Below are 17,480 nucleotides of genomic sequence, written 5' to 3'. Positions count from 1 at the left end.
GAGCACATCGACTCTCCGGCCTTCGGACAACTCCCGACGCGGCAGCCTGGCCTGCGTCGGCATGGGCATGACCCTGGGCTCCCACCTCACGCCGTTGGCGCGCAGCCATATCGAACAGGCCGACGTGGTGTTCGCGGCGCTCTCCGACGGTATCGTGGAGCTGTGGCTGCAGCGCATGCATCCGGACGTGCGCAGCCTGCAGCCCTACTACGCGGAGGGCAAGTCGAGGATGGTCACGTACCGGCAATGGGTCGAACTGATGATGACCGAGGTGCGTGCCGGCAAGAACGTCTGCGGCGTGTTCTACGGCCACCCGGGCATCTTCGCCTGGTCGCCGCACAAGGCCATCGAGGCGGCCCGTGCGGAAGGCTTCGAGGCGCACATGGAGCCAGGTATTTCCGCCGAAGACTGCCTCTATGCCGACCTGGGCATCGACCCGGGCCGCTTCGGCTGCCAGCACTTCGAGGCCAGCCAGCTGCTTTTCTACGAACGACGGATCGATCCGGCCGGCTATCTGGTGCTGTGGCAGGTCGGACTGGTCGGCGACATCTCGCTGAAGCGCTTTTCCACCGGGCCGGCCTACCGGCAGGCGCTGGTGGACGTGCTGAGCGCGGACTACCCACTCGACCACGAGGTGATCGTCTATCGCGGCGCCACCTTGCCGATCCAGCAGCCGCGGGTCCGCCGCATGGCGCTACGCGACTTGCCCGACGCCGAATTGACTGCCGAAGAGACCGTAGTGCTGCCGCCCGGCGCGCCCTTGAAGCAGGATCAATCCATGCGTGAGCGGCTGGCGGCGCTGGACAAGGAAGCTTCCGGCGCTTGACACACCGCGGCGGTCCGCAGCGCTTCAAAACGAACACTCGAGAACCATAGAAGCAGGGGGAACACATGTCGGACACGATCGAACTTCTGGAAGCCATCGGCCAGAACGCCGCTCTGCGCCACGCATCCGCCGACAAGCTTGCGTCCATGCTCGAACAGGCGGAGGCGTCCGTGGCCCTCCAGGCTGCCGTCGCTGCCGGCGACAGCTCGCTTCTATCCGGAGAGTTCGGACACAAGCTGAATCAGGTACCGCAGATCACCAACATTCCGGGGCATGAAGAGGACGAGCCGGACGATGACGGCGACAACAAGCCACATCGCCCATCCGAACCAGGCCACACTACGCCGCACAAACCTTCACCGCACACGCTATAGCCTCCCGCATCGTGTCCATCGGCCGGCGAAGCAGGAAACTGAGGGCCACCCTGGCGGCCCTGCTTCTCTGCGTCCCGATGCAGACAATCCGCGCCGCCGATCCTCCCCGGATCACCGACGCAAGCGCCTTCCTCAACCAGACCGAGGAGCTGCGCGTCAAGGACCACCGGCAGTTCGCCGAACGGCTGGCGCAGATCCATCGCGAGTCGCCCGCACTCACCACGGCCGAGCAATGGCACCTGCGCTACCTCGACGCATTTGAGTTTTCGATGAATGGCAAATTCGCCGCCGCGGAAAAGCCGCTGCACGATGTGATCGATCATTCAGGCGATCCGACGCTTGCCACCAAGGCATCGGCACTGCTCATGAACAACCTGGCAGTCGAGCGCCGCTACGAAGACGCCTTCAAACTGGCCCAGCAGCTCACGACCGACCTGCCCCGGATCAAGGACAGGATGGTCCGTCTCCAGGTCCTCAGCTACCTGTCGCAGGTGTTGAACCTGGCCGGACAGACCGACCTGGCGGTCAAGTACGCCCACATGATGGAGGACGCCACTCCTCCCGGCATGAGCTTGTGCAACTCGCGTTTCAGGCTGATTGCCGCGCTCTGGAACGCCAAGCGACTGCCCCTTTCCAGCCCGGAGCTGAAGCAGACCATCGATACTTGCCAAGCGGCCGGGCAGCCCATCGTGACAACAGCCGCGCAACTCATCCTCGGCACACTCCACCTGGAAGAGCACCAGCCGGCCAAGACATTGGCGCTGCTCGACCGGATCGCACCTGACATCCGGATCAACCATTACTACCCGCACACGCTGTCCGCACAGGTGCAACGGGCCCAGGCCTACGAGCAGCTCGGCAGGGACGAAGACGCACGCAAGGCAGCCCTGGCTGCCGTGGCCATGGCCGCTCCGGACGATGTCAACGATTACCTCAAGGAAGCCTACGAGGTGCTCTATCGGATCGCGAAGCGGCACGGCAACGCAGCCGCCGCGCTTGCCTACTATGAACACTACGTCACCCAGGACAAGGGCTCGCTCGACGATGTCGCCGCACAGGCACTGGCTTATCAAACGGTCCAGCAGCAGGTCCTGACCCGCAAGCTGGAAACCGAAGAGCTCAGCAAGCAGAACAGCATCCTCAGACTCCAGCAGGCTCTCGATGCCAAGGCGGCGGAAACCAGCCGGATCTACATCGCCCTGCTGCTCATTCTGCTGTCAGCCATCGTGCTCTGGCTGATCCGCACCACGCACTCGCAACGACGCTTCAAGCAAATGGCGGCTCGCGACGGGCTCACCGGCATCCTGAACCACCAGCACTTCATCAGCGAGGCCGATCGTGCACTGCACCTGCTGAAGAAGAAGCCCGGCCAGGCCTGCCTGATATCGATCGACCTCGACCACTTCAAGCAGGTCAACGACACCTATGGGCATGCCACGGGCGACGCCGTGCTGAAGCGGGCCGTCGCCATCTGCCAGCAACACCTGCGCCCCGCCGACCTGTTCGGCCGGCTGGGCGGCGAGGAATTCGGCATCCTGTTGCAGGAGTGCACCCGCGAACAGGGCATGGAGATCGCCAATCGCATCCGGGTGGCCATAGGCACCACCCCGATGGAGGCGGACGGGCACGGCATATTGATCTCCGCCAGCGTCGGCCTGGCTGCCACCGACGCTTCCGGCTACCAGCTGCAACGGCTCTGCAAGGAAGCGGATGCCGCGCTCTACCGTGCCAAGCGCACCGGACGCAACCGCGTCGTCGTCGACACCGGGAAAGGCAGCCTGATCGAGGCCTGAACCGAGCGGTCGTCGCGACCTCGTGACCCTTCAGAAAACCCGCATCGTGCCGATGATCCGGTCAGACCCGAAGGATCCTCCGATGCCACGACACGTCCGGACGCTCTCCCGTACAACGACGACGGCTGCCGAAAACGAGAGCTGCCGTCCGGCTCGGTCGCTTCGGCCGGGCCCATGCGCCGGACCCATGACCGGGTACGGCAAAGCCGATCGCTTCGTCGGCGCCCGTCGCAGCGCGTGGCCAGCATGATGGCCGGCAAAAACCACCCCACCCGCGCCAGCAACCGGGTCGACTGGAGCGACCCCAAGCTGCAGAAGTTGCTGGACAAGATCGAAGGCTGGGACCTGGACAACCGCGAAAACTTCCCGCGGGAAGACGTGCAGATCCAGGTCGGCTGGAGCGCCGGAAGCGGCAGGCCGGCAGTGCTGGTATGGAAGCGCGAGAAGGTCATGGTGCTGGAAGCCGGCTTCCCGATCCCCACCGGCGAATTCGTGCGGGTGGACAGCTTCTGCGGGGACGGCATGCGCAGCGTGTGGGGCGTGGTAGTCGAGGGCCGCGCCGGCAGGCGCGCGGAGGACTGCCGCAACGGCGTGAATGTCTACTGGCTGCACGAGTGCTGAGCGCCGGCTCGCCCGCACGGCCCTCATCCAGCCGCGGCATCACCTCACGGCACCTGCCGTGGCGGCGTCAGCCGATGCTCAGCCTGCTCAGGAACAGTCCGCGCTCGCGATCCTCGACGCGGTAGCCCTCGCGCCCCTCGACGATCCAGCCCCATACGCTGTGCGTACCGCCGGCACGCTGGCTGTCCACGCGCACATGTTCGCCCTGCGGCATCGGAAAGCGGGTCACCAGCACCAGGGTCTGCTCATCCATAGAGATCATCTGCGCCGGCTTGCTGACGACGGAGTTGGCCGTCCATCCGGAATTGACGTGGATCTGCACCTCCTGCCACGGCAGGTCGCTGCGGTTGTCGAGTTTCCAGCCGTCGACCTTCTGCATCAGTGCCTCCAGGCTCGGGGCACTCCAGTCGACCGGGCCGACCGAAACATCCGAGCGTGACTTGTCGTGACCCATATGGCTGACCTCCGCCGGTGAGTGCGCGTGGACATGCAGGCGTGCTTCCCGCGGCCAACATAGCAGAACCCGTGTCCGGCGACGGGCGGAAAAAAGATGGCCATGTCCATCATTTGTCCCGACGGGCCGGCGAAACGTCCGGCGCCGGGGTCGCCGCGCATCCGCCCGCGCGCTTGTAGCGTATAACTTGGCCGATCCATCAGCCCAGGAGCCCCCATGAACACCTTGTTGAAATTCGCCACGTTCGCCCTCGCCGGTGCCGCCACCCTCGCGGCGCCGGCATGGGCAGCGCTGAAGGAAGGCGCCCAGGCGCCCGACTTTTCCGCGCCGGCCTACCTCGCCGGAAAGCCCTTCACGTTCAAGCTCGCCGATGCCCTGAAGAAGGGCCCGGTGGTGGTGTACTTCTTTCCCGCCGCGCACACCCCGGGCTGCAACCTAGAGGCGCACCTGTTCTCCGAAGCCATCGACCAGTTCAAGGCGCAGCACGCCACGGTGATCGGCGTCACCGCCGGCAACACCTCGGAGCTGGCGGCGTTCTCGCAGGAAACCGAGCACTGCGGCGGCAAGTTCCCGGTCGCCGCCGACGACGGCGCAAAGATCGCCAAGGAATACGACGCGCTGCTGCCGATGCGACCGGGCTGGTCGGACCGCACTTCGTACGTGATCGCACCGTCCGGGAAGATCGTGCACGTCTACTCGAACCTGAACCCGAAGCAGCACGTGCGCGAGACGCTGGACGCGGTGAAGGCACTCGGGAAATAAGACGAGCTGGCGTCGCCCATGGCGACTTTCCCGGCATGACGACGGGCCGGAAAAACCGGCCCGTCAGTGCAACCGGCCGCGGAAATCAGTCTTCCAGCAGCGGCTTGCGCGGCAGTTTTTCCTCGCGCATGGCGGCGTGATAGACGAATGACGCGACGATGGCCGCCGCCTGCTTCAGGTCTTCCGGCTCGGCGTGGTCCCAGGTGTCCAGATGGCTGTGGTGGACGTTGCTGAAGTAGTCCAGGCGATCCTGGATGAACTGGAACCCCGGCAGGCCAACGCGATCGAAGGACACGTGGTCGGTGCTGCCGGTGTTGCGGGTGACCACGGTGGTGGCGCCGACGTCATGGAACGGCTCCAGCCAGGCCTGGAAGATCGGCATCACCGCCAGGTTTTCCTGGGCATAGATGCCGCGGAAACGGCCCGAGCCGTTGTCCATGTTGAAGTAGGCCGCGAAGCGGTCGTAGTCGCGCTTCTTCTGCAACGCACCGGTCGGTTCGCGCAGCGATGCCGGCAGCGCCTTCTGTTTCGGATCGGTCGGCTCCGGATACGCGGCGAAGTGCTTGGCCACGTACGCCTGCGAACCGATCAGGCCCTGCTCCTCGCCGCTCCACAGCGCCACGCGGATGGTGCGCTTCGGCTTGGCGCCCACCGCCTTGAGGATGCGCATGGCCTCCATCATCACCGCCACGCCGGCGGCGTTGTCGGCCGCGCCGGTGCCGGTGTGCCAGGAATCCATGTGCGCGCCCAGCATGACGATCTCGCCGGCCTTGCTGCCGCTGCCCGGGATCTCGGCCAGGGTGTTGTAGCCGGGCTGGTTGGCCTCGTCGGTGAAACGTGCTTTCACGTTCACCCGCAGCTTCACCGTCTGCTTGCGCTCGATTGCGCGCGCCAGCTGGTTGTAGTGCTCGGCCGCCATCGCCAGCTCCGGCACGCCCACCGATTCACCGGCCTTGCGCGAACCACCCCCGCCGACGCGGATGATGCCGTTGTCCCAGCCGCTGATGCCGATCGTGGCCAGCACGCCTTCGGCGACGAAGAACTCGTTGGTGGCGCGGGTCAGCTCCTGGCGCTCGGTGTATTGCTTGACCCGCTTGGCGCGATCCTTGTCGGCGTCCTTGGGCACGGCGAACGCCTGCAGTTCGGCCAGGCCGGCCTCGTCGTGGCGGTGCGAATCCGCTTCGACGCCGCGCTTGTACTCGCGCGCCTCGTTCAACAGCAGGATCTTGCCCGCCAGCTTGCCCTTGTACTTGTCCAGATCGGCGCGCTTCTTGATGGTGACCGCCATCACCTCGCCCTCGACCGGGCCGTTGGTGCCGGGCGTCCACGCCTTGGGCAACGCATGCAGCGGCAGCGTGCGCGGGCTGAGCATTTCCACGCTGGCGTCGCTGAATTCCCAGCCACGGCCGAAGTCGTCGAAGGCCTCGTCGTGGACGTTGGCCAGGCCCCACTCGCTGAATTTCCCGCGGGTCCAGGCATTGGCCTGGGCCATCTGCGGCGAGTTGGTCAGGCGCGGACCAATGCTCTCGGTCAGATGGCTGAAGGTGGCCATGACCTGCGAGCGATGGAACGCCTCCTGGCGGATGCGGCTGACCATATCCAGGTCCACCGGCTCCTGGGCTGCGGCGATACCGCTGATTCCCAGACCCACCATCAACAACATGCAACGCTTGATCACAGCTTTCCCCGGTACGGTTTGGACGCAAGAACTTTCGAATCTAGCGCCCTGCCTGCTCGCACTCATGGGCCTTTAGTCATGTTGCCTGCCCGACCCGGCGAATGGGCTGTTCGCAGGTACATGCGACCACGGGTGCCCGATCGACACGATGACGGCCGCGTTTGCCGAACCGGCATCGCTCTTCGCCAGTCGCAACGAACCGGTCGGGCCAGAAGCTGCTGCCGGCCGCATTCGATGGCTCGACTTGGCCGGTGCGATCACGAAATGCTGCAACCTCATCCTACGGCTCATCGGGCGAGCCCTGCCACGTGAAGGCGTCTCTTGAATACGTTTGGCCAAACGCCGGCCAGTGCGCCCGGCCCCGGCCTGTAATACCTTCGGCGCCGTACAGTGACTTGAGCCCGCGGAGGTCGCATGAACACTGTCGCCACGCCTGCACCCGGCCAGCCGCCCGCCCGCTTCCAGGGCAACGACCGCCTGCTGCTGGGCATCATCATGGGCGTGGTCGCGTTCTGGCTGTTCGCCCAGACCACGCTCAACATCGCACCCGACATGCAGCGCGACTTGGGGCTGGACGCGGCCACCATGAACATCGCGGTGGCGCTGACCTCGCTGTTCTCCGGCATCTTCATCGTGGTCTTCGGCGGGCTGGCCGACCGGGTCGGGCGGCTGCGGATCACCCGCATCGGCTTTTATCTCAGCATCGCCGGCTCGCTGCTGGTGGCGGTCACGCCCACCGGCGCGATGGCCGCGCCGGTGCTGTTGGCGGGGCGCGCGCTGCAGGGGCTGTCGGCGGCCTGCATGATGCCGGCCAGCCTGGCGCTGGTGAAGGCGTACTGGGACGGCGCCGCGCGCCAGCGCGCGGTGTCGATGTGGTCGATCGGCTCATGGGGCGGCGGCGGGCTGTGCTCGCTGGTCGGCGGACTGATGTCGCAGAATCTGGGCTGGCGCTCGATCTTCTGGCTGGCGATCGTGGTCAACGTGCTCGGCCTGTGGCTGATGCGCGGCACGCCGGAGAACAAGGCCGAGGCCAGCGGCAACTACAGGTTCGACCTGCCCGGAGTACTCACCTTCATGGTCGCGATGCTGGCGCTGCAGGTGCTGGTGACCCAGGGCAACACGCTGGGCTGGACCAGTCCGGCGGTGCTTGGCCTGATCGTCGCGACGCTGATATTCGGCGCGCTGTTCGTGGCGATCGAACGCCGCTCGGCGAATGCGTTCTTCGATTTCCGTCTGTTCGGCAATTCGACCTACACCGGCGCCACCATCTCCAACTTCCTGATCAACGCCACCGCCGGCACGCTGATCGTCTCGCTGCAGCTGGTGCAGCTGGGTGGCGGCATGAATGCGCAGCAGGCGGGCCTGCTGACGCTGGGCTACGCGATCGCGATCATCGCCTTCATCCGCGTGGGCGAGAAACTGCTGCAGCGCTTCGGTCCGCGCCAGCCGATGATCTGGGGCTGCCTGATCACCGGCGTGGCGATCGCGCTGTTGATGCCCACGCAACTGATGCTGGGGCAGTACACGATCCTGGCGGTGATCGGCTACGCGCTGTTCGGCCTGGGCCTGGCGTTCTACGCCACGCCGTCCACCGACGCGGCGCTGTCCAATCTGCCGGCCGCGCAAGGCGGTTCGGGTTCGGGCATCTACAAGATGGCCTCGTCGCTGGGCGCGGCCTTCGGCGTAGCGATCTCGGCGGCGGTGTTCACCGCGCTGGCCGGTGACAGCGGCAGCGTGCGCTGGCTGGAGGGCGTGATCACCTTCGCCGGCCGCCAGGACAACCTGGCGTTGCGCGAAGCCGCCTTCGTGGCGCTGGGTTTCAACGTGCTGATGGTGGCGGCGGCGATCGCCTCGATCGTCCTTACCGTGCCAAAGGGCCGCAGGACCAACGACTGAGCGCGGACCGGCGGATCAGCGGCGTCACGCCGGCTTGCACAGCCACGCCGAAGCCGCGACCGGGATCGCCCGCGCACCGACCTCGAAGGTTGAGCAACGGTCCCCATGCCTGCATGAGCGAATTCATCGGATGCTCCTGGGGGCGCTGCGGGCGTTTCACGTGACGCCCCTCCCCCGCAGGTCATCATCGGGATGGCCCCGGAAGCTGTCATTGGCAGGGTCGGCTATGGAACGATGCGCGCTGGTTCGTTTCGCCCTGAGGATTCGATGAAGACCATACATTCACCGCTGCATGCCCTGCATGACGGCGGCATGGAACTGCACCGCGGCGAGCTGGTGCCGTGTTTCGAGATGCCGGCGCGGGTCGACCATATCCTGACGGCGATCGCGCGCGCGGGCTGGGCGGTGGAAGCGCCGCGCGAGTACGACGATGCCGTGCTCGAGCGCGTACACGATGCGGACTACCTGGCGTTCCTGCGCGGGGCCTATGCGGAATGGCAGGCGGAAGGCCGCGACGGCTTCATGCTGCCCGGGGCATTCCCGGCGCGCGGCATGCGCCGCGACCGCGTGCCCACAGGCCTGCATGCGCGCCTGGGCTACTACGCCTTCGACGCCGGCAGCCCGATCGTGCAAGGCACTTGGCAGGCGGCACGCGCGTCGGCGTTCTGCGCACTGACCGCCGCGGACCTGGTCGCCGCGGGCGAACGTAGCACCTATGCCTTGTGCCGGCCGCCCGGCCATCACGCCGGGCGCGCGATGTTCGGCGGCTACTGCTTCCTCAACAATGCGGCGCTGGCAGCGCAGCGCCTGCGCGATGCCGGCCTGGCCCGGGTCGCGGTGCTCGACGTGGATTACCACCACGGCAATGGCACCCAGGACATCTTCCGCGAACGCGACGACGTGCTGTTCGTCTCGATCCACGGCGATCCGGACACCGAGTACCCGTTCTACCTCGGCTACGCGGACGAACGCGGCACCGGTGCCGGCGAGGGCTACAACCACAACTTCCCGCTGCCGCGCGGCACCGACTGGGCGCGCTATGCGGAGACGCTCGAGCGCGCGCTCGGGCTGGTGGCCGACTACGCCCCGCAGACGCTGGTCGTTTCGCTGGGTGTGGACATTTTCGAGGGTGACCCGATCAGCCAGTTCCGGCTGGGCGTGGGGGATTTCCCGCGACTGGGCGCGCGCATCGCCGCGCTGGGCCTGCCGACGGTGCTGGTGCAGGAAGGCGGCTACGCCGTGGCCGGGATCGGCGACAACGTGGTCGGCGTGCTCGCGGCGTTTGCCGGGCCATGAACCAGGCGCCCGACGGCACCGCGTTGGGGCGCTGGCTGCGCGCGGAATGGCAGCACCTGTCCACCTTCCATCCGTCGCGCCGACGCTGGCAGATGCCGGTGGCGGCCGGGCTGGCCACCGGCTTGCCGGTGCTGGTGGGCGTGTACTTCGGCCGGCTCGATGACGGACTGATCTCGTCGCTGGGCGGGCTGGCGTTCCTGTACCTGCCCGACACGCCGATGTACCACCGCATGGCCAGGCTGATGGCGTGCGCGTTCGGCATCGCGGCATGCTACGCGCTCGGCATCATGACCCACGCCGTGGCGGCGGCGACGGTGCCGCTGCTCACGGTGATCGCGGTGCTGGTCACGATGGCCTGCCGCTACTACCGCGTGGGGCCGCCGGCCAGCCTGTTTTTCGTGATGGTCGCGGCGATCGGCGCCTATTCCCCGGTACCGTTTCTCGACCTGCCGCTGATGGTCGGGCTGGTCTTCCTCGGCGGACTGCTGGCGGCCGTCATCGCCTTCGGCTACAGCCTGATCGTGCTGCGGCTGCAGGCGCCGGCGCCGGTGGAGCCGCTGCCCCAACCCACCTTCGACCACGTGGTGCTCGACTCGGTGCTGATCGGCGCGCTGGTCGGCCTGTCGCTGCTGCTGGCGGTGGCACTGCGGCTGGAGCGGCCGTACTGGGTGCCGGTGAGCTGCATGGCGGTGATCCAGGGAACGACGCTGCGCGCAGTCTGGAACCGCAACCTGCAACGCGTCGTCGGCACCGCGCTCGGCATGCTGGTGGCGTGGGGGCTGCTGTCGCTGCCGCTGGGCTCGTGGGCCGTGGCGCCGATCCTGATGCTGCTGTCGTTCACGGTGGAGTGGCTGGTCGTGCGCCACTACGGGTTGGCGACGGTGTTCATCACGCCACTGACGATCCTGCTGGCCGAGGCTGCCCGGCTCGACCCGCAGGTTTCGCATGCGGCGCTGATCCAGTCGCGTTTCCTGGATACCACGCTGGGCTGCGCGGTCGGCCTGCTCGGCGGCGTGGTCATGCACCAGCCACGCCTGCGCGCCGCGGTCGGCCAGGCGTTGCGGGCGCTGGTGCCGGCACGCATGAAAGGCAAACGCGACCGCGACGTCCGCTGAATGCACGATCCCCGCGCTGCATGAAACATGGCGGCCGGCGGCAAGACGGGCCCGGCGTACGGGCCCGTCCGCTCAACGGCGACGCAGGATCTTCGGGTTCGAGGTGCCCCAGACCGTGTACTGGTCGGCCAGGATGACACCGGTGATCTGCTCGACCTCAGCCAGGGTGATTTCGGCATCGCCCTGCTTGCCGAACAGCACGACCTCGTCGCCCGCCTGGACGCCGGGGATGTCGGTCACGTCGACCATCGTGGTATTCATGGTGACGTTGCCCATCACCGGCGCCCGCTGCCCGCGGATCAGCATCGAGCCCTTGTTGGAATACGCGCGCCGGTAGCCGTCCGAATAACCCACGGGAATGTTGGCCAGCAGCGAATCGCGCTTCAGCACGCAGGTGCGGTCGTAGCTCACCGTGTCGCCGGCGGGATAGGCCTGGACCGAGACCACCCGCGACTTGAAGGACGCCACGTGCGCGAACGGCGGCTTGGGCGTGCCGCCATAGCCGTACAGCGCGCCGCCGGGGCGCACCATGTCCAGGTGCGCCTCGGGAATGTGCTGGACGGCGTAGGAATTGGCGGCATGCAGGAGCACGTCCTCGCGCCGCAAGGCGGTATGGGCGAACAGCCAGTCGGTCTGTGCCTTGAACGCGTCGAGTCCCTGCAGGATGTCCGCGCGCTCTTCGGTCGGGAAATGGGTCATCAGGCCGACGATCTGCAGGCCCTCGATCCTCGTCAGCGCTTCGGCGTCCTGCCGGCCCTGTTCGGTCTCCATCTCGATCCCGTTGCGGCTCATGCCCGCCGAGTTCAGCGCCAGGTGCACGCGCAGCGTGCGACCGCGCTTGCGCGCACTGTCGCCCATGGCCCGTGCCTGGACGAGGTTGCCCGCCAGCTCCTCGACCTTGTACCGCAGCGCGTCGTGGATCTCGTCCAGCGTGGCGGCACGCACGCGCATGACGCGGCCCTTGTAGCCGCAGGCCCGCACCATGCGGGCTTCCTCGGTACTCGCGATGCCGACATAGGGGATGCGCGCCTTGATGACGCTGGGCATCACCAGGTCGATGCCGACGCCATAGGCATCGGCCTTCATGACGGCGCAGATCTTGGGCTGGCCGACCAGGGCGGCCTCGACCAGCCGAAGGTTGCTTTCGAACACCGCCGGATCGATCTCGATCCAAGCATTAAATGCGCCCGCCTTCCGCTGCCCCGGCAGGCCGAGCAGCGGCGCGGCAGGCGCGGGGATGGCCATCGCAAGGGCCGTCCCCGCGGTGGCCAGGAGGAATTGGCGGCGGCTGAGGGAGGGAGATGCGGAATGGCGCTCTGGCATGGTGCTCTCGAAGTGGCCGTCGCCGGTTTTCCGGCGGCGGCTGGATGCAGGTCGGGTCAGGCGACCGCCGATGTCAATCGAACCTGTATTCGGCCATCAGGTAGAACGAGCGGCCGCGCGGATCGGCCACGCGCGGCTCCCACGCGGCGCCCGAGGCGAAGTCGACCTGGTGCGCAGTGAACGGCGGATCGGTGTTCAGCAGGTTGCGCACCGCGAAGGTGAACTTCGTGTTCCGCAGGCCCGACCAGCCCAGGCTGTAGTTGTAGAGGATGTAGTCGTCGACGTTCGGGTTCCAGTTCACCGGGGTGTAGCTGCCGTTGGCGACGCTGATCGGCAATTCGTCCTTGTAGCCGGCGCGGTAGATCTGGCTCAGCGTATGCGTCCAGTCGCCCTTGGACCAGTTGAAGCTCAGGGTGTGCTTCCACTTCAACGGCAGGTTGTAGAACTGCACGTACTCGCCCACCCGGTTGCCGCTGTAGGGCTCGTTGGCCAGCGGTTTTTCCTTGAAGGTGTTGATGTAGCTGCCGTTGAGGTTGACGTGCCAACGGCCGCCCGCCAGTTCGCCGAGCAGGTTGGCGTCCAGCTCCACGCCGCGCATCAGGGTGCCGCCGGAGTTGATGAAGCGGCGGTCGATCGCGACCACCTTGCCGCTGCTGTCGCGGATCCAGTTGGCGGAGAACAGGCCGTAGTTGTCGATCAGCGTCGGCAGGTTGGGCGAGCGGATCGTGTTGGTGCGCTCGATCTCCCACCAGTCGAGGCTGGCGTTGAAGGTGCCGGTGGGCGCATAGACGAAGCCCACGCTCTTCTGCCTGGACGTCTCCGGCTGCAGGTCGGTCTTGCCGCCGGTGATGATGGTCGGCTGGATCAGCGCACAGCCCGGCACCGCCGAGTTGGCCACGCCACCGGGGCAGCTGGCCGGGTCGGCCAGGTCGAGGCCGAAATAGTCGACCCGGTTCACGCCGGCGAACAGCTTGGTGAATTCGGGCACCTTGAAGCCGATGCTGTAGGCCCCGCGGAACGCCAGCGATTCGAGCGGCTGCCACTTGAACGAATACTTCGGGTTGGTGGTGCCGCCGAAGGTGTCGTACTGGTCGCGGCGCACGGCCAGGGTCACGTCCAGCGTCTTCACGATCGGCAGATAGGCTTCCACGTAGGCCGCCTTCACGTTGCGGTGCACCTTGGGCAGGTCGCTCGTCTCGTCGAACGGCGCCTGGAAGATGGTGTCGTAGTTGAGCGGCAACCCGTTCAACTCCTGGACTCCGCCAAACTTGAATTCCTCGCGTCGCACTTCCAGGCCGGTCGCCAGCTGCGCCTCGCCACCCCACAGGTTGAAGCCCAGTCCGCCGCTGAAGCTGGCGTCCAGCGAGGTGACCGTGGACTCGCCGCCGTACAGATGGATCCCGGTGGCCGATGCCGCCTGCAACGCGGAAATGCCTGCCGGGTTCTGCGCCTGGCCCGGCATCAGGAACGGATTCAGCAGGCCACTGCCGAGCGCCTGCTTCAGGCCGCTCGAGAAGTAATAGCCCCCGGCAAGTACCGATTCGGCCTTGCTGGATGCGTGCGACAAGCCCACGTCGTAGTCCCAGCGGCCGATGATGCCCTGCACGCCGGCCAGCAGGCGCTGGGCCTTGGTGGTGGTTTCGATCTGGCGCGGCCCGCAGGGGACGCAGCGCCAACGGTACGGAATCTTGTTGCCGTATATCAGATTGTCCGTGCCGAAGAAGTCGGCGATGGCGTTGTAGATCATGTCGTAGGTCGGCTGGGTGTCCGCGTTCAGCGGATACCAGGTGCTGGGGTCGAGCACGGCGGTCGCTGACGCGCTGGAGGAAAGCTGCAGCGGCTCGTACTCGCGCTTCACCTTCACACGCGAGCCCATCGCTTCGGCGTAGAAACGGTGACTCTCGGCGATCTTGTAAGTGGTGCGCCCCAGGAACTGCAGGCTGTCCTGCGGCTGCTGCAGCGCCTGCGCGGCGGGGTAATCCCAGGCGCAGGCGTACTTCGAGCTGGCGCCGTCCCACAGCCGGTAGTCGTACGGCCCCATGTTGTCGCCGCCGTTCTTGCAGCCGGCGCCGCCCGGCAGGTTCAGGATGTTGATGTAGCGCATGGCGCCGCCGCCGTCCGGATCGGTCAGCGCGCCGTTGATGATGCCGCCGGTGGCGTTGGTCACCGTGGCGAATGGCGTGCCACGCGTGTCGGGCGATACGCCGCGGTCGGGCTGGAAGCTGTTGGCGAAGTCGCGCTGGCCGCTGCGCAGAATCTGCGCGCGCCGGTAGTTGATCGTGCCCCACGCGTTCCAGCCGTCGCGGTCGAGATCACCGATACCGCCCAGCGCACTGTAGGTCGTGATGCCACCGCCGCCATCCGCGGTCACGTCGACGCCGGCGTTGAGCGTGACGCCCCGGTAGTCGGTGCGGGTAATGAAGTTGATCACGCCGCCGATGGCGTCGGTGCCGTACATCGCCGAGGCGCCGTCGCGCAGCACCTCCACGCGCTCGATCGCCGCGAACGGAATCGAGTTCAGGTCCACCGCCTGGCCGCGCAGGCCGTGGGTTGCGACGCGGCGACCGTTCAGCAGCACCAGCGTGGCGTCGGACCCCTGCCCGCGCAGGTTGGCGCCCGACACGCCGGCGGTGCCGCGCAGTTCGCCGAGATCCATGTCGACGGCGGCCGAGGTGAGCCCGTCGGCACCGTTGCCGGCGATGTTGAGGAACTGCAGCAGTTGTTCCGCCGAGGTGATGCCCTGCGCGTCGATCTTCTCTTTCTCGATGATGGTGATCGGCAGCGCCGCTTCCACGTCGGTGCGCTTGATGCGCGAACCGGTGACGGTGATTTCCTTGAGCGTGACCGCCGCGGACTGCCCGGCGTCCGGCGCAGACTGGGCGGCCTCCTGCGCCGCGGCGGGAGCAGCCATCGCGACCAGCAGGGCCGCACAGAGAAGATTCAATCGGAGGTCGCGCCGGATATGCATGATGTGGCCTCTAGGTGATGAACGACGGATCGGGGTGGAACCAGCTCTCTGTTGCGGAAATCGGATTCAGTGCGGCTCGACCTGGGCATCGGCCAGGAACCATCGGCTGATCGAGATCGCCAGGTCGTACGGCGTCGGCTCGTTGCGGTTGCTCAGCACGACCACGGTCAGGCGCTGCTTCGGCCAGCGCACGATCGTGTTGCGAAAGCCGATGCTTTCGCCGGAATGCCATTGCAGGCCGTCGGCAAGGCGCCAGCCGAAGCCGTACCAGGTCGCGTCAGGCGCGCTGGAAACCTGCACCTGGTGCTTGAAGGCCAGCGCGCGCGACGCTTTGCTGAGCAGGCGGTCGTCGTCCAGCGCGGCCGCCCAGCGCGCCATGTCGGCGATGTTCGAATAGATGCCGCCATCGCCGAGCACCGCGCTGTAGGCGTTCTGATCGGTGCGGGTCCAGCCGTTGCAGGCCTTGCTGTAACCCCACGCACGGTGCGGCACTTCCGGCCCGCCTGCCACGTAGGCCAGGGTGTCGCGCATGCCCAGCGGCTGGAAGATGCGCGTGCGCAAGTACTCCGCGAAGCTCATCCCCGAAGCGCGTTCCGCCACCAGCGCCAGCAGCGCGTAGCCGCTGTTGCTGTAGCGGAAGGCGCTGCCTGGCGGGAAATACAGCCGGTCTTCCTTTTCCAGCAGGGCCAGCACGCCGGCATCGCGGATCTGCCCTTCGTAGGGCGCGGCCATCAGGTCTTCGTAATCCAGCACGCCCGAGGTGTGGTCGAGCAGGTTGCGCAGGGTGATGCCATCCGCCACCTTCGGCAGCGACGGCAGCCAGCGCTTGACCGGATCGTCGATGGCGAGTTTCCCGTCCTGCGCGAGCAGCAGGATCGCGGCGGCGGTGAATTGCTTGGTCACCGAGGCGAGCCGGTAGCTGGTCGCCGAGCTCGCCTCGATACCCCGCTCCAGATCGGATCGCCCGTAGCTGCGGCTGAAAACGGCCTTGCCGTCCTTGAGCACCAGCAGCGAGACGCCCGGCGCGTCGCCGTCATAGGGTTGCATCAGACGTTCGATCTCGGCCTGCCATCCGGCGTCGGTGAGGGCCGCCACCGGGATGTCGTAGAGCGTGTCCGGCGCGGGTTCGGGACGCAGCGTGTAGTGCCACCACTCCATCGCGTAGTTGCGGAAGCCCTGGGCTTCCATCGCCTCGCGCAGCAGGTGGCGGTTCGCGCGTTGCGCGGCATCGACTTCGGGCGAATCGGTATGCGCGCGGGTTCCGAAGAAATCGAAGTCGGTACCCATGTCCAGCGGTTCGCAATCGGCGTCGTGCGCATCGCAGCGCAGTACGGTCAGGTCGACGGTGGCGCCGCGGCTGTGGCCGGAGACCGGTGCGATGTAATCGCCGAGCAGCTTCGACTTGTCGAGGTCGGGGTAATGCGCAGCCTTCGTGCGCTGGTCGGCGGGGTCATTCGCCCAGCGCACGAAATGGGCGACCGCGCGCACCGGCCGGTAGCAGTCGAACACGCGCAGGCGCATGTGGCGTTCGCGCAGCGCGGCATCCACCCGCGCCAGTGCCTCGGCGGCTTCACGCTTCAGCCAGCAGCGCGGCGCCTGATAGCCGTGGATCGGCGCACCGACGAAGTTGTCGCTGCCGGCGTAGGCGATGGATTGCGAGATGTCCGGCACCAGGCTGCGGATGTCGACCATCCCGGCCTGTTCCATCGTGACCGCGGCCGACACACGCGGCGTGCCGTCGGCTTGCGCCAGTGCCGATACCGATGCCATGCACAGCGCAAGCAGCAGGGCGAGCTGCGTCGAACCGGGAACTCCGCTGCGCTTCCGGTCACGGCCGGCAGGGCTGGAGGAAGGGAAATCAAACGCAAGATAGTGCGAAATTGACCACCGGTATTGTCGGATTGGCACGGCATCTCCCGGGCGCCAGATCGAATGTGGATGGACAGCGTGCATGCCGGGCCAACCAGGCCCCGGATATCCGCGCCCGCCTCTTTCCCCTTTTGGGCCGTGTTTTCGGGTTCCCCGCCCGATGCCCCATCGCATGGCGCGCCTTGCTGTCACGCCATGTCTGCCGTCGCTGTGTACACGGCCAATTCAGAAGCGTCAACGGCGTGCCGCGAAGGCGTCACGACCTGTCCGGGACGGCTTCCGGGGCGATCGCATGCGCGCCAGCGGACACGGACGCCATCTTGCCTTCCGGCGAAAGATCATGCGAATCCGCGGGTTACCGGGATCGTCGCGGACCAGCGTGGCAGCGGGCAGCACTCGGTGGTGGCGTCGTGCGCCGAGGCGCCACGGCAAAAATCCATAACCAGGGGTTGTGGTACTAGCAAATCATTCCATGGACGGCCGATGCTTCCTGCACGTTGCCGGA

12 protein-coding genes and 2 pseudogenes are annotated in these 17,480 nt (G+C 66.9%); 8 read left to right on the top strand and 6 right to left on the bottom strand.

Annotated elements, in window-relative coordinates; translation table 11 throughout:
* Positions 1 to 46: 46 nt before the first annotated feature.
* The 4 genes from R5H19_RS12435 to R5H19_RS12420 all read left to right on the top strand — a co-directional run bounded on the left by R5H19_RS12435 (position 47) and on the right by R5H19_RS12420 (position 3,614).
* Complete coding sequence (locus R5H19_RS12435) at positions 47 to 826, top strand: SAM-dependent methyltransferase (protein WP_318159538.1); 780 nt, start codon at positions 47 to 49, stop codon at positions 824 to 826.
* Positions 827 to 891: 65 nt separating this feature from the next.
* A complete protein-coding gene (locus tag R5H19_RS12430) occupies positions 892 to 1,200 on the top strand; it encodes a hypothetical protein (protein ID WP_318159312.1) in 309 nt (102 codons plus the stop codon).
* Positions 1,201 to 1,277: 77 nt separating this feature from the next.
* Positions 1,278 to 2,993: a GGDEF domain-containing protein gene (locus tag R5H19_RS12425; RefSeq protein ID WP_318159311.1), complete on the top strand. Its 1,716-nt coding sequence runs from the start codon at positions 1,278 to 1,280 to the stop codon at positions 2,991 to 2,993.
* A gap of 246 nt (positions 2,994 to 3,239) precedes the next feature.
* Complete coding sequence (locus R5H19_RS12420; protein WP_318159310.1) at positions 3,240 to 3,614, top strand: hypothetical protein; 375 nt, start codon at positions 3,240 to 3,242, stop codon at positions 3,612 to 3,614.
* Between the two features lie 67 nt (positions 3,615 to 3,681).
* Here the strand turns inward: R5H19_RS12420 and R5H19_RS12415 are convergent, their stop codons facing one another.
* The gene (locus R5H19_RS12415; protein ID WP_318159309.1) at positions 3,682 to 3,993 is read right to left on the bottom strand and encodes a hypothetical protein; all 312 of its coding nucleotides are present in this window, start codon (positions 3,991 to 3,993) and stop codon (positions 3,682 to 3,684) included.
* A 291-nt stretch (positions 3,994 to 4,284) separates the two neighbouring features.
* Between R5H19_RS12415 and R5H19_RS12410 the strand changes: the two genes are divergently transcribed.
* Positions 4,285 to 4,830, top strand: coding sequence for a peroxiredoxin (locus tag R5H19_RS12410; RefSeq protein WP_318159308.1), 546 nt, complete (start codon positions 4,285 to 4,287; stop codon positions 4,828 to 4,830).
* A gap of 85 nt (positions 4,831 to 4,915) precedes the next feature.
* On the opposite strand, the gene R5H19_RS12405 is transcribed toward R5H19_RS12410, so the two are convergent.
* The gene (locus tag R5H19_RS12405; protein ID WP_318159307.1) at positions 4,916 to 6,493 is read right to left on the bottom strand and encodes a M20/M25/M40 family metallo-hydrolase; all 1,578 of its coding nucleotides are present in this window, start codon (positions 6,491 to 6,493) and stop codon (positions 4,916 to 4,918) included.
* 429 nt (positions 6,494 to 6,922) lie between these two features.
* On the opposite strand from R5H19_RS12405, the gene R5H19_RS12400 reads away from it, so the two are divergent.
* From R5H19_RS12400 to R5H19_RS12390, 3 genes are all read left to right on the top strand, one after another.
* Positions 6,923 to 8,404, top strand: a complete 1,482-nt coding sequence (locus R5H19_RS12400; RefSeq protein WP_318159306.1) for an MFS transporter — start codon at positions 6,923 to 6,925, stop codon at positions 8,402 to 8,404.
* A gap of 267 nt (positions 8,405 to 8,671) precedes the next feature.
* Positions 8,672 to 9,700 carry a histone deacetylase family protein gene (locus R5H19_RS12395; RefSeq protein WP_318159305.1) on the top strand — a complete coding sequence of 343 codons (1,029 nt, stop codon included), beginning with the start codon at positions 8,672 to 8,674 and terminating at the stop codon, positions 9,698 to 9,700.
* Positions 9,697 to 10,815: an FUSC family protein gene (locus tag R5H19_RS12390; RefSeq protein WP_318159304.1), complete on the top strand. Its 1,119-nt coding sequence runs from the start codon at positions 9,697 to 9,699 to the stop codon at positions 10,813 to 10,815. The genes R5H19_RS12395 and R5H19_RS12390 overlap by 4 nt, the downstream gene beginning before the upstream one ends.
* 72 nt (positions 10,816 to 10,887) lie before the next feature.
* On the opposite strand, the gene alr is transcribed toward R5H19_RS12390, so the two are convergent.
* The 4 genes and pseudogenes from alr to R5H19_RS12370 form a co-directional block, all read right to left on the bottom strand.
* Positions 10,888 to 12,060: an alanine racemase gene (gene alr, locus R5H19_RS12385; protein ID WP_318159303.1), complete on the bottom strand. Its 1,173-nt coding sequence runs from the start codon at positions 12,058 to 12,060 to the stop codon at positions 10,888 to 10,890.
* A 151-nt stretch (positions 12,061 to 12,211) separates the two neighbouring features.
* Positions 12,212 to 15,082 carry a TonB-dependent receptor gene (locus R5H19_RS12380; RefSeq protein ID WP_318159302.1) on the bottom strand — a complete coding sequence of 957 codons (2,871 nt, stop codon included), beginning with the start codon at positions 15,080 to 15,082 and terminating at the stop codon, positions 12,212 to 12,214.
* A 90-nt stretch (positions 15,083 to 15,172) separates the two neighbouring features.
* A pseudogene (locus R5H19_RS12375) lies at positions 15,173 to 16,150 on the bottom strand (serine hydrolase domain-containing protein); the annotation flags it as partial.
* Positions 16,151 to 16,198: 48 nt separating this feature from the next.
* Positions 16,199 to 16,876 (bottom strand): annotated as a pseudogene (locus R5H19_RS12370) (M15 family metallopeptidase); the annotation flags it as partial.
* Between the last annotated feature and the right edge of the window lie 604 nt (positions 16,877 to 17,480).

This window comes from Rhodanobacter sp. KK11, from assembly GCF_033345435.1.
Classification (GTDB): Bacteria; Pseudomonadota; Gammaproteobacteria; order Xanthomonadales; family Rhodanobacteraceae; genus Rhodanobacter.
The sequence above is the reverse complement of the archived record's forward strand: the minus strand, read 5'-3'. Positions and strand labels throughout refer to the sequence as shown.

Excerpts from the sequence above, each read along its gene's own strand:
- R5H19_RS12430 (WP_318159312.1), top strand. The coding sequence starts at position 892 with ATGTCGGACACGATCGAACTTCTGGAAGCCATCGGCCAGAACGCCGCT.
- R5H19_RS12425 (WP_318159311.1), top strand. The coding sequence starts at position 1,278 with ATGCAGACAATCCGCGCCGCCGATCCTCCCCGGATCACCGACGCAAGC.
- R5H19_RS12420 (WP_318159310.1), top strand. The coding sequence starts at position 3,240 with ATGATGGCCGGCAAAAACCACCCCACCCGCGCCAGCAACCGGGTCGAC.
- R5H19_RS12415 (WP_318159309.1), bottom strand. The coding sequence starts at position 3,993 with ATGCAGAAGGTCGACGGCTGGAAACTCGACAACCGCAGCGACCTGCCG.
- R5H19_RS12410 (WP_318159308.1), top strand. The coding sequence starts at position 4,285 with ATGAACACCTTGTTGAAATTCGCCACGTTCGCCCTCGCCGGTGCCGCC.
- R5H19_RS12405 (WP_318159307.1), bottom strand. The coding sequence starts at position 6,493 with ATGTTGTTGATGGTGGGTCTGGGAATCAGCGGTATCGCCGCAGCCCAG.
- R5H19_RS12400 (WP_318159306.1), top strand. The coding sequence starts at position 6,923 with ATGAACACTGTCGCCACGCCTGCACCCGGCCAGCCGCCCGCCCGCTTC.
- R5H19_RS12395 (WP_318159305.1), top strand. The coding sequence starts at position 8,672 with ATGAAGACCATACATTCACCGCTGCATGCCCTGCATGACGGCGGCATG.
- R5H19_RS12390 (WP_318159304.1), top strand. The coding sequence starts at position 9,697 with ATGAACCAGGCGCCCGACGGCACCGCGTTGGGGCGCTGGCTGCGCGCG.
- alr (WP_318159303.1), bottom strand. The coding sequence starts at position 12,060 with ATGGCCATCCCCGCGCCTGCCGCGCCGCTGCTCGGCCTGCCGGGGCAG.